Source organism: Pelosinus baikalensis, from assembly GCF_020819555.1.
Taxonomy (GTDB): domain Bacteria; phylum Bacillota; class Negativicutes; order DSM-13327; family DSM-13327; genus Pelosinus; species Pelosinus baikalensis.
Map to the genome: position 1 here is coordinate 20841 of NZ_JAJHJB010000047.1, position 11896 is coordinate 32736.

An 11896-nucleotide genomic window follows, 5' to 3' on the forward strand; every position below is an offset into this window, starting at 1 on the left:
GTGATAAAATTACAGTACATACGTTCTAATGAATATTTGTAAAGACTGGTGATGTTTATGGCAACGGTTCCTAAACTGAATACGGTATACCATGAAGGCGGAATTCCTTTTAAGGTGGAAGCTCCTTTCGTACCAATGGGGGATCAGCCGACTGCAATTCATAAGCTGAAAGATGGTATTATAGCAGGGCAAAAGTCGCAGGTTCTACTGGGAGCGACGGGGACAGGCAAGACCTTTACCATTGCAAAATTGATTGAAGAAGTGCAGAAGCCAACCTTGGTAATCGCTCATAACAAGACATTGGCAGCTCAGCTTGCCAGTGAGTTCAAAGAATTTTTTCCTCATAATGCTGTAGAATATTTTGTAAGTTATTATGATTATTATCAGCCAGAGGCGTATATTGCTCATACGGATACCTATATTGAAAAAGATTCTTCTATCAATGATGAAATTGATAAATTGCGTCACTCCGCGACCAGTTCTTTATTTGAGCGCCGTGATGTGATTATTGTAGCCAGTGTATCTTGTATTTATGGACTAGGATCTCCTGATGAGTATCATGGTCTCGTGTTATCTCTTCGCCAAGGGCAAACCAAAGACCGAGATGAAATCTTGCGAAAATTAGTAGCGATTCAGTATGAACGCAATGATATTAATTTTGTTCGCGGGAAATTCAGAGTGCGAGGAGATGTAGTTGAAATCTTTCCCGCCGCCTATGGAGAAAGAGCCATACGAGTAGAATTATTTGGTGATGAAATTGAACGAATTTTAGAGATTGACACGCTTACAGGAGAAATCTTGGCAGAGCGCAAACATATTGCTATATATCCTGCATCTCACTATGTAACGTCACGAGAAAATATGCTGCGATCCGTAGTGGATATTGAGGCAGAACTGGAAGTACAGCTGGCGGCATTCAAGGCAAATGGGAAATTGGTAGAAGCCCAGCGATTGGAGCAGCGTACCAAGTATGACCTGGAAATGATGCAGGAAATGGGATATTGTTCGGGAATTGAAAATTATTCCAGACATTTGACGGGACGAAATCCAGGGGATTCTCCCTATACCTTAATTGATTATTTTCCTGAAGATTTTTTAATCGTGATTGACGAATCTCATGTAATGCTGCCCCAGCTTCGTGCCATGTATGCAGGAGATCGGGCTCGTAAAGCATCCTTAATAGAAAATGGCTTTCGTTTGCCATCAGCTTTTGATAATAGGCCCTTGACCTTTTTAGAGTTTACAGAGCGTATTAATCAGATTGTCTATGTATCTGCTACTCCTAGTGCCTATGAGCTGGGGGAAGCCAGCCAAGTCGCGCAGCAGGTGATTCGTCCTACGGGTCTCATCGACCCTGAAGTGGAAGTACGTCCCATTAAGGGACAAATGGACGACTTGCTTGGTGAAATCAAATTACGGGCTGCTGCAAATGAGAGAGTGCTGATTACGACCCTAACGAAAAAAATGGCAGAAAATCTTACAGAATTTCTAAAAGAAATGGGGATTCGTGTACGGTATCTGCATTCCGATATTGTGACCATTGAACGAGGCGAAATTATTCGTGACTTAAGAGCGGGTGTGTTTGATGTACTCATCGGCATCAATCTTTTGCGAGAAGGATTAGATTTGCCGGAGGTTACGTTAGTCGCCATTTTGGATGCGGATAAAGAGGGATTTTTGCGGTCTGATACTTCCTTGATTCAGACCATCGGCAGAGCAGCGCGTAATGTGAATGGGCGGGTTATTATGTATGCTGATGTGATTACCAAATCCATGGCACGAGCCATGGAAGAAACGGATCGCCGCCGAGATATACAGATGGCGTATAACGAGGAATACGGAATTACTCCCACCACTATTCAAAAGCGGGTTAAAGAGCTGATTGAAACGACAAAAGTGGCTGAAAGCCCTGAACTGTATCGAACTGACCGCTTAGGTAATATGAGCCAGAGTGAAATGTTAGACCTGATCGGCAATCTAGAAAAGGAAATGCGCCTTGCCTCCAAACAACTGGAATTTGAACGCGCCGCCGAATTCAGAGATATGATCGTTGAGCTAAAAGATCGGGTGGGAAAAGCAGTAAAAGAAAAAAGCCCTAGAAGTAAAAAGAAAAAGTAGTGAATACCGTCTTTGTGGTTCGATTAAATTTTATTTGTATTTATGTTACAGAAAGGATATACCAATGAAAGAAAAGATTATTATTAAGGGTGCAAGACAGCACAATTTGAAAAATATTGATATTGAGATTCCGCGTAATGAGCTAGTTGTCATTACAGGGTTAAGCGGGTCAGGTAAATCTTCTTTAGCCTTTGATACCATTTATGCGGAAGGGCAGCGGCGTTATGTGGAATCTTTGTCTGCTTATGCTCGTCAGTTTTTGGGGCAGATGGACAAGCCGGATGTGGATTATATTGAAGGGCTGTCTCCTGCCATTTCCATTGATCAGAAAACAACCAGCCGTAATCCTCGTTCCACAGTTGGGACAGTAACAGAAATCTATGACTACTTGCGTCTGTTGTTTGCCAGAGCAGGCCGCCCTCATTGTCCGAAATGCGGTAAGCCCATTACCCAGCAAACCATTGAGCAGATGGTTGATCAGTTAGTGGTTTTGCCTGAGGGGACTCGTCTGATGCTTATTGCTGGAGTTGTGCGAGGGAAAAAAGGCGAGCATCAAAAAGTTCTGGAAGATATTCGTAAGAATGGATATGTCCGAGTACGAGTTGATGGGGAAATTCGTGATGTGGCAGATGAAATCAAGTTAGAAAAAAATAAAAAGCACACGATTGAAGTGGTGGTAGATCGGATTGTTCTTCGAGAAGGAATCAATCAACGACTGGCTGATTCTCTGGAGACAGCTCTCACCTTGGGAGAAGGTGTGGTGAATGTGGATATAATAGGAGATCAGGAACGAATCTTCAGTCAGAATTTTGCTTGTATCGATTGCGGCATTAGTCTGCCTGAAATTGCGCCCCGGATGTTTTCCTTCAATAGCCCTTTTGGTGCGTGCCCGGATTGTACAGGCTTAGGAAACAATATGGAAGTGGACCGCTCTTTAATTGTCCCTGATACTAACAAGGCTCTTATTGATGGAGCCATTACTCCTTTGAGTAAAAACATAAATTCCTATTTTATGTGCCAGTTAGAAGCGGTACTGGATAAATATAATTACTCTCTACATGACACCTGGGAAAACTTATCTTCACAAGTGCAAGAAATTATTATGACAGGTTCAGGTGTAGAACAGTTTGATTTTGAATATGATAATATGTATGGGGAAACAAAAACTTATCACGCTGTTTTTGAAGGTGTAATCCCATTATTAAATCGTCGGTATCGGGAAACGGTATCTGATTGGTCCCGAGAAGATATTGAAGAATATATGAGTTCTAAACCTTGCCCCACATGTAAGGGAGCAAGATTAAAACCAGAAACCTTGTCTGTTAAGATCGGCGGTAAAAATATCTATGAGGTAACGGCGGGAACCATTGCAGAAACCCAGGATTTCTTTTCTAATTTAGATTTAACAGATAGAGAGAAAGCCATTGCTCACCAAATTCTAAAAGAGATTCATGCTCGATTGGGATTTTTGCTGAATGTGGGATTAGATTATTTGACTCTCAGTCGGGCCGCAGGTACCTTATCGGGAGGAGAAGCCCAGCGCATACGGCTGGCTACTCAGATTGGCTCCGGGCTGGTAGGGGTACTGTATATACTGGATGAACCAAGCATTGGTTTACATCAGCGGGATAATAACCGTCTGTTAACGACCTTGAAGCATTTACGGGATGTAGGCAATAGCCTGCTGGTAGTTGAGCATGATGAGGATACCATGTATGAAGCCGATCACATCATTGATATTGGTCCGGCTGCTGGTGCTCATGGCGGACAAGTGGTAGTTCAAGGAACAGTAGAAGAGATCAAGGCTTGTTCAGAATCCATCACAGGGCAGTATTTGAAGGGGAGTAAGTATATCCCGGTACCTGCTGTGCGGCGTAAACCCAATGGAAAATGGCTGGAAGTAGTGGGAGCGAAAGAAAACAATCTGAAAAAATTAACAGTGAAATTTCCTTTAGGTGTGTTTACTGCTGTGACAGGTGTATCTGGCTCAGGCAAGAGTACCCTGGTAAATGAGATTTTATACAAAGGGCTGGCAGGACGGGTGTATCGAGGTACTAAGATTCGGCCTGGTGCTCATGATGATATTCGTGGTGTAGAATATATTGATAAAATTATTGAGATTGATCAGTCGCCCATCGGTCGTACCCCTCGCTCCAATCCCGCTACGTACACAGGCTTATTTGATGTCATTCGCGAAGTATTCAGCCAAACCCAGGAAGCCAAAATGCGGGGATATAAGCCTGGACGCTTCAGTTTTAATGTAAAAGGCGGACGATGCGAGGCCTGCCGCGGTGATGGGATTATTAAGATCGAAATGCATTTTTTACCTGACGTATATGTTCCTTGTGAAGTGTGTAAAGGGGCTCGCTATAATCGGGAAACCCTAGAGGTTCGTTATAAAGGGAAGAGTATTTCTCAGGTGTTGGATATGGTGGTGGATGAAGGAGTAGAATTTTTCCAAAACCTCCCCAAAATTCAGCGTAAACTGCAAATTTTACAGGATGTTGGTTTAGGATATATTAAATTAGGACAACCTGCCACGACCCTTTCTGGAGGAGAAGCTCAGCGGATTAAATTAGCGACGGAATTGGCAAGACGCAGTACCGGTAAGACACTCTATATTCTCGATGAGCCAACCACCGGTTTGCATACTGCTGATATTCACCGCCTGCTTACCGTGCTGCAGCGTTTGGTCGATGGAGGGGACACTGTTGTAGTGATTGAGCATAATCTGGATGTCATTAAGACTGCGGATTATGTAATTGACCTAGGGCCAGAAGGCGGCAGCCGCGGTGGTACCATTGTTGCCAAAGGAACTCCGGAAGATATCGTAAAGGTCAAGGCTTCCTACACAGGACAATTTCTAGCGCCAATTCTGAAAAGAGGAATACGGGAGTAAAAAAAGGAACCACAAAGGCGCAAAGGACACAAAGGAAAAATGGTAAAATTCCTTCGTAGCTACTTTGTGTGCCGCGATAGCGGCATTGCGTCTTTGTGGTTCATAATAATTATAAATTTTGGTATAAAAAAGAGTAGGCATAGCGCCTACCCTTGGGAATAGTATTTTTTATTTTCACTGTCAATTTCACATTCTACTTCTTGAATGGGAGTCATACGTTTGTAAACGAATTGAGTATCAATATTGCCGCTGCAGAAATGAGGGTTATTTAAGATTTCCTGTTGAAAGCTAATATTGGTTTTAATGCCAGAAATGCGGTATTCCGCCAAGGCTCTGCGCATAATTTTAATAGCATCCCCTCTGGTACGTCCGTGGGCAATGACTTTTGCAACCATGGAATCATAATGGGGCTGTACTGTCATACCGGCACATACACCGCTATCGACTCGAACCCTTGGACCGCCTGCTTCGTGGTAAAAGTCAATATGACCAGGAGAAGGAATAAAACACTGTTCTGGATCTTCGGCGTTAATGCGGCATTCAATGGCATGACCGATAAACAAAATGTCTTCTTGTTTTTTGTTTAAAGGTTCACCCGCAGCAATCCGGATTTGTCGACGAACTAAATCAATACCCGTAACCATTTCTGTTACAGCATGTTCTACTTGAATACGAGGATTAATCTCCATGAAATAGAACTTGCCTGTTTTCACATCCAATAAGAATTCTACTGTTCCTACATTGGTATAATAAATGCTTTTGGCGGCGCGAATAGCCATTGCTCCAACAGTGGTACGCATTTCAGGGGTTAAGGCACTGGATGGGGATTCTTCGAGTACCTTTTGATTACGGCGCTGTATGGAACATTCTCGTTCACCTACGTGAAGGACATTGCCATAGGTATCTGCCATGATTTGTACTTCTATGTGTCGTGCTTCAGAAATATAAGTTTCCAAGTAAAAAGGACTGCGTGTTACATCAACCTTGTTTAAGGCACTGATTAGTTCTAATTGGCTATTGGCAACATACATAGACTTGCCGCCGCCGCCAGATACTGGCTTTAAAATGACTGGATAGCCAATTTCACCGGCTAAATTACAGGCATGTTCATTATTGACAATCGGTTCACTACCTATTGTCATAGGCAGACCAGCTGCCTTCATGGCCGCACGAGCTGCATCTTTATTTCCTACTTGGCGGATGATTTCGGCACTAGGTCCGATAAAGATCAAGCCTGCTTTCGTAACTTTCTCGGCAAAATCAGCATTCTCTGACAAAAAGCCGTATCCTGGATGAATGGCTTCTGATTTTGAAGCTTTAGCAGCCATAATGATGGCATCCATATTTAGGTAACTTTTCATTGCATCTGCAGGTCCGATGTTATACGCATAGTCGGCCAGTTGGACATGTAGGGCTTCGGCGTCAACATCTGAATATACAGCAACTGTTTCAATATCTAGTTCCTGACAGGCTCGAATGATTCTAACGGCAATTTCACCACGATTGGCGATGAGTATTCTTTTGAACATCAATAGCGACCTCCCATTTGCAAATATCAAGTGAAATATTTTGAACGTTAATGGACTTAATTATAGTATATAACATTTAAATCGACAATGAGTTTATTGCATGTATACATTGAACCTTTTAAAAAAAATTATTAGCTGGTACTAAAAGTATGTTACAATTATCTCATACTTTTAGTCTTTTGGCAATGAGATATTATTTTCCAAAGGAGTATTTTAGTAATATGAATGATGAATTAATCGAGAAATTAAGCCATTTGCCGGATCAGCCAGGTGTTTATTTAATGAAGGATGCCCAGGATCGTATTATTTATGTAGGCAAAGCTGTAGTACTGAAGAACCGTGTACGCTCTTATTTTCAATCCAGCCGTAATCATTCTCCCAAAGTGCAGTCCATGGTTTCGCGGATTGCCAATCTGGAATATATTGTTACAGCTTCGGAAATTGAGGCTTTAATCTTAGAATGCAATTTAATTAAAAAACATCGTCCAAAGTATAATATTAGTTTGCGGGATGACAAAACCTATCCTTATATAAAGGTAACGATAAATGAACAGTTTCCTCGTTTATATGCTACCCGAAGAGTACAAAAAGATGGTGCCCGTTATTTTGGTCCCTATACCAGTGCAGGAGCGGTTCATGAAACCATCAAATTAATGCGTAAATTATTTCCTTTGCGCAGCTGCAGAATATTAGATGCCAGACGTCCTTGTTTGGAATATCATATTAAGCGATGTTTAGCGCCTTGTGCTGGCTTTGTAGATGCGGTAACGTATCAAGGTATGATAAAAGAAGTTTGTCTACTGCTGGAAGGCCGCAGTGATACTGTAGTGCAAAGCCTGAAGAAGAAAATGGAGGTTGCAGCCCAGGAACTGGCCTTTGAACAAGCAGCAAAGCTCAGGGATCAATTGGCTGCAGTGGAAAAAGTCAGGGAAAAACAAAATATTGTTACAGGGGCAGGGGATCAAGATGCCATTGGCTTAGCTCGCTCTGCGTTAGGAACTTGTGCTCAGGTATTCTTTATTAGAAGCGGAAAAATGGTAGGGCGGGATCATTTCTTGTTAGCAGGCAGTGACCAGGAAGAGGATGAGGCGGTTCTAGCCGCTTTTCTCAAACAGTATTATAGCCAAAGTACATTTATTCCGAAAGAAATCTTATTGCCGATGCACATCGAAGAGCAGTCCTTGTTAGGGGAATGGTTAAGCCAGTTAAAGGGCAGTCGAGTGGCTGTGGAAACACCCAAACGAGGTACGAAAAAAGATATTGTCACCATGGCAGACGGCAATGCAGCCCTAGTGCTTCAAGAGCAAGAAGGAAAGTTAAAGGCGCATTCTGAGCAAACAGAAGGAGCGTTAGCTGATCTGGGAAGATATTTAGGGTTAGATGGTCCTCCAGAACGCATGGAGTGCTTTGATATTTCCCATATTCAAGGATCAGAGACGGTGGCATCGATGGTGGTATTTGAAAGTGGTATGCCGAAGAAAGAAGAGTATCGTCGTTATAAATTGTTGACAGTGGAAGGAAAACCAGATGATTTTAAATCCATGCAGGAGGTAGTAAGCAGGCGATATGCCCAAGGAGGGCAGCCGCCCCCTGATTTAATCATCATTGATGGTGGTAAAGGACAATTAAGCTCTGCTTTAGAAATCATCCGTGGTGCTGGCTGGCTGCAGGTTCCTGTTATTGGCCTGGCAAAAGAATTTGAGCATATTTTCCGTGAAGGTGATAGTGAGCCTTTGATTTTGCCCCGGCATTCACAAGCTTTATATCTGATTCAACGTATTCGGGATGAAGCCCACCGTTTTGCTGTAACCTATCACCGAAAGCTCCGCTCTAAACGAAATATGGTGTCAGTTCTCGATCATGTTGCAGGGATTGGCGGGAAACGGCGTAAAGCATTATGGGATCATTTTGGCAGTTTGGCTAAAATGAAAGCAGCTACGGTTGAGGAAATGGCAGCAGTAAGCACTATGACTTTTCCAGCGGCACAAGCCGTATATAATTTTTTCCGCCAGCAAGGACATTAATAGTTGGAAAAAATTGTACTGTTCATTTCCTGTAAAGTTGGATAGAATGTAAGTAACATAATGTTAAGGAGGATTCAATAATATGAACAAAACAGTGTGGATTGTGCTTGCTCTAGTTGCAGTGCTGGTGATAGGCGCATTCTCTGGCTATAATGCTTTAGTTAATATGGACGAAGCGATAAATGGCAAGTGGAGCCAAGTAGAAAATCAGCTGCAGCGTCGGGCCGATTTAATTCCGAATTTAAATGCGACTGTATCCGGATATGCGCAGCATGAACAAGCAGCCATTAAAGCAGTAGCAGATGCAAGAGCAAAACTTGCCGGAAGTCAAGGGGTTGCTGCTAAAGCAGAAGCAAATAACGAACTAGGCGGTGCACTTTCCAGATTATTGGTCATCGCAGAAAACTATCCGAACCTTAAAGCGGATCAGAACTTTAGACAGCTGGCTGATGAATTGGCTGGTACTGAAAATCGCATTGCAGTAGCACGTAAAGATTATAATGATGCAGTGCAGATATACAACTCAAAAATCCGTACGTTCCCATCAAATATTTATGCAGGAATGTTAGGCTTTGGGGCAAAAGAATACTTCAAAGCAGCAGAAGGCGCACAGCAAGTACCTCAAGTGAAGTTTTAAATAAAGAAATGAACCACAAAGGCACAATGCCGCTGATGCGGCACACAAAGGAATGCACAAGAAAATAAATAAAACCCTTTGTGTCTTTTGCGTCTTTGTGGTTCGATTTATTTTACATGTTTTATAGGACGCGCAGCGTTTTTCTTACCATTATCGTATTAAGCGAGGGAAGAATATGAAAAAGAGGCTAGCCTGGATTGTGTTTGTGGCATATCTGTTGATCGCTGCAGTAGCCTGGGCACAGCCGCAAGTACCGCCAGCTCCGACAAATAGCATTTACATTCAGGATTATGCTGGCGTAGTAAGTCCAGAAACAAAGTCCCGGATCAATAATTTAGGAAGCCAGCTTGCTGCTAAAACAAAGGCTCAAATTGTGGTCATGACCACTAAAACACTAGAGGGAGCACCTTTGGAGGAGTATTCTTTAGAAGTTCTCAGGCAGTGGGGTGTGGGTGATAAAACCCTCAATAATGGAGTTCTTATTTTAGTAGCTGTGGACGATAAACAGTCACGCATTGAAGTTGGCTATGGCCTGGAAGGTGCACTGCCAGATGCTAAGACTGGGCGTATTCAAGATAATTATATGATTCCTTATTTTCAACAGGGCGATTATGACAAAGGCATTTTAAATGGCTATCTGACAGTTGCCACGGAAGTAGCAAAAGAATATAAGCTCGAACTTAAAACCGATGCAAAACCTGTACAGCAGGCACAAGCTGCCAGTCAAGAAGGAGGGTGGGATGCACTTCCTTGGTGGGCGAAAATTGCTATTGCTGTTGGGGTTATCTTACTGCTTATGATGGATTGGCTATTTTTTGGCGGAGCCATAACTTATATGCTGTTGTCCGTTTTGTCCCGACGCGGTGGCGGCGGAGGAGGCGGTGGCGGTTTTGGCGGCGGCTCTGGCGGAGGCGGCGGTTCCAGCCGCAGGTGGTAAATGACACTTGGATAATGGATAGTAGTTGCTAATTTTTATAAATATGGTAAAATGGTAACAGATTAACTAAATTTACAAGAAAAAGGAGCGATTAAATATGGAAAAATGGGTTTGTGTAGTTTGCGGCTATGAGTACGATGAAGAAGCTGGTGATCCAGATAGCGGTATCGCCCCTGGCACTAAATTTGAAGATATCCCTGAAGATTGGGTCTGTCCATTGTGTGGAGTTGGCAAAGACCAATTCGAAAAACAAGCATAATAAAAGAACGAATATAATAAAAAACCTTCCAGCATTCTGGGAGGTTTTTTGTTATAGAATTTATAAGTTTTAGGTGAAATAATATAAAATATATGAACCACAAAGGCGCAATGCCGCTGATGCGGCACACAAAGGAGTGCACAAAGTAAGTTATAAGTAGACCCTTTGTGTCCTTTGCGTCTTTGTGGTTCGATTGTTTTTATAAGTTTAAAGGGATGCGTCAGCGTTTCTTTTTAATGTTCGATTTTAGCCAGTCTGGGGAGCCAGCCGCGTTGTAACATAAGCTGCAAAAGACGATAATCCCACTCGAGACCGGCATCTAGCATTCTGCGATACATTAATGCGACTTCGATTTGGTAAGATTGGTGCAGGGCGGCTAATAAGGCCATTTGCGCTGCTTTACCCATGGTGCCGACAGCGATGGCAACTTCGCTATCCGTTAGATGAGCATCTGTGGGAATGTTTAAAGAGTCTTTGTGCAAAGTACGTTGACTGAAGGATAAAGTTGGGATTCGACCACCGCTTTCTTGCAGCAGATCTTCGGAATGCTCGATAATCACTTTGCTTTGTCTGTCAATTGCTTCCTTAATTAATGCTTTTAAATCATGATCTTGGGCATGATTATAAAGAACCTCAAGGGCAGCGACATTATAGCGGCCTTGGGCAATGATTCCATATAATCCAGCTGCTTCTAAATAGTTAAGAGGTTCTTTGTCAAAAAACATGTTAAAGATACCACGAGTCTCTGAACTTACTTTGTCTAGGATCGTCATGTAAATTAGCCTCCCTATAGAAATTTTAGGTTATTGTAATCAAAAATAGTATGTACAGCTTTTTTCTGCTTCATGCATACTATTAAAAATACAACTCCCAATATTTATCAGAAAAAGGAAATAATATAAAAAAATAGAGAGAAATTTATAGAAAAAACTTTACTTTTAAAAAAATAATAGTATACTTATAGTAGAGCCCAAGTACATAGGTCTAGTGAGATTCCATTATATATCCTTCTCAAGTAGGTTTTTGGTAAGGACAGTAGTGAACCCTATACCAATTTGGGCCAGAAAATTTGAGGGGGACTATTACAATGGTTCAAGACAAAACTTTAGCATGCCGCGAATGTGGCGCAGAATTCGTGTTCTCAGCTTCAGAACAAGAATTCTATAACGAAAAAGGCTTCACTAACGAGCCTGGCCGTTGCCCACAATGTCGTGCAGCTCGTAAACAAAGAAATAATGGCGGTAGCAGCTTTAACCGTGGTGGCGCTCGTCCACAACGCGAAATGCATGATGTAACCTGTGCAGCTTGCGGTGTAGAAACACAAGTGCCTTTCCGTCCAAGCAGCGATCGTCCTGTATATTGCCGCGATTGCTTCAGCAAAAACAGCGGTCGTTAATATCTAAATAACAAATCAGCCCTTCTGCAATTGTAGAAGGGTTTTTTTTAGGTGCGCCCAGCATGGGCGCTTACTAGTCGGTGAAAGTCCGATACGG

9 protein-coding genes are annotated in these 11896 nt (G+C 42.5%); 7 read left to right on the forward strand and 2 right to left on the reverse strand.

Annotation, left to right across the window (positions count from 1 at the left end; translation table 11 throughout):
- The first annotated feature begins 57 nt into the window (after positions 1 to 57).
- On the forward strand, positions 58 to 2118 hold the full coding sequence (gene uvrB / locus LMF89_RS21995; RefSeq protein WP_229536960.1) for an excinuclease ABC subunit UvrB: 2061 nt from the start codon (positions 58 to 60) through the stop codon (positions 2116 to 2118).
- A 64-nt stretch (positions 2119 to 2182) separates the two neighbouring features.
- Positions 2183 to 5017 carry an excinuclease ABC subunit UvrA gene (gene uvrA / locus LMF89_RS22000; RefSeq protein WP_229536961.1) on the forward strand — a complete coding sequence of 945 codons (2835 nt, stop codon included), beginning with the start codon at positions 2183 to 2185 and terminating at the stop codon, positions 5015 to 5017.
- A 146-nt stretch (positions 5018 to 5163) separates the two neighbouring features.
- Here uvrA and LMF89_RS22005 read toward each other — a convergent pair whose 3' ends face one another.
- Positions 5164 to 6546 (reverse strand): acetyl-CoA carboxylase biotin carboxylase subunit, encoded by a 1383-nt coding sequence (locus tag LMF89_RS22005; RefSeq protein WP_229536962.1) that lies wholly within the window; start codon positions 6544 to 6546, stop codon positions 5164 to 5166.
- Between the two features lie 221 nt (positions 6547 to 6767).
- Between LMF89_RS22005 and uvrC the strand changes: the two genes are divergently transcribed.
- The 4 genes from uvrC to rd all read left to right on the forward strand — a co-directional run bounded on the left by uvrC (position 6768) and on the right by rd (position 10403).
- Positions 6768 to 8570 (forward strand): excinuclease ABC subunit UvrC, encoded by a 1803-nt coding sequence (uvrC, locus tag LMF89_RS22010; RefSeq protein WP_229536963.1) that lies wholly within the window; start codon positions 6768 to 6770, stop codon positions 8568 to 8570.
- Between the two features lie 82 nt (positions 8571 to 8652).
- On the forward strand, positions 8653 to 9207 hold the full coding sequence (locus LMF89_RS22015) for a LemA family protein (protein WP_229536964.1): 555 nt from the start codon (positions 8653 to 8655) through the stop codon (positions 9205 to 9207).
- 175 nt (positions 9208 to 9382) lie between these two features.
- Positions 9383 to 10144, forward strand: coding sequence for a TPM domain-containing protein (locus LMF89_RS22020; RefSeq protein ID WP_229536965.1), 762 nt, complete (start codon positions 9383 to 9385; stop codon positions 10142 to 10144).
- A gap of 97 nt (positions 10145 to 10241) precedes the next feature.
- Complete coding sequence (gene rd, locus LMF89_RS22025) at positions 10242 to 10403, forward strand: rubredoxin (protein ID WP_007930315.1); 162 nt, start codon at positions 10242 to 10244, stop codon at positions 10401 to 10403.
- A 233-nt stretch (positions 10404 to 10636) separates the two neighbouring features.
- Here the strand turns inward: rd and LMF89_RS22030 are convergent, their stop codons facing one another.
- Complete coding sequence (locus LMF89_RS22030; RefSeq protein WP_229536966.1) at positions 10637 to 11176, reverse strand: DUF3231 family protein; 540 nt, start codon at positions 11174 to 11176, stop codon at positions 10637 to 10639.
- A 314-nt stretch (positions 11177 to 11490) separates the two neighbouring features.
- On the opposite strand from LMF89_RS22030, the gene LMF89_RS22035 reads away from it, so the two are divergent.
- On the forward strand, positions 11491 to 11799 hold the full coding sequence (locus tag LMF89_RS22035; protein WP_007930319.1) for a zinc-ribbon domain containing protein: 309 nt from the start codon (positions 11491 to 11493) through the stop codon (positions 11797 to 11799).
- Positions 11800 to 11896 lie beyond the last annotated feature (97 nt).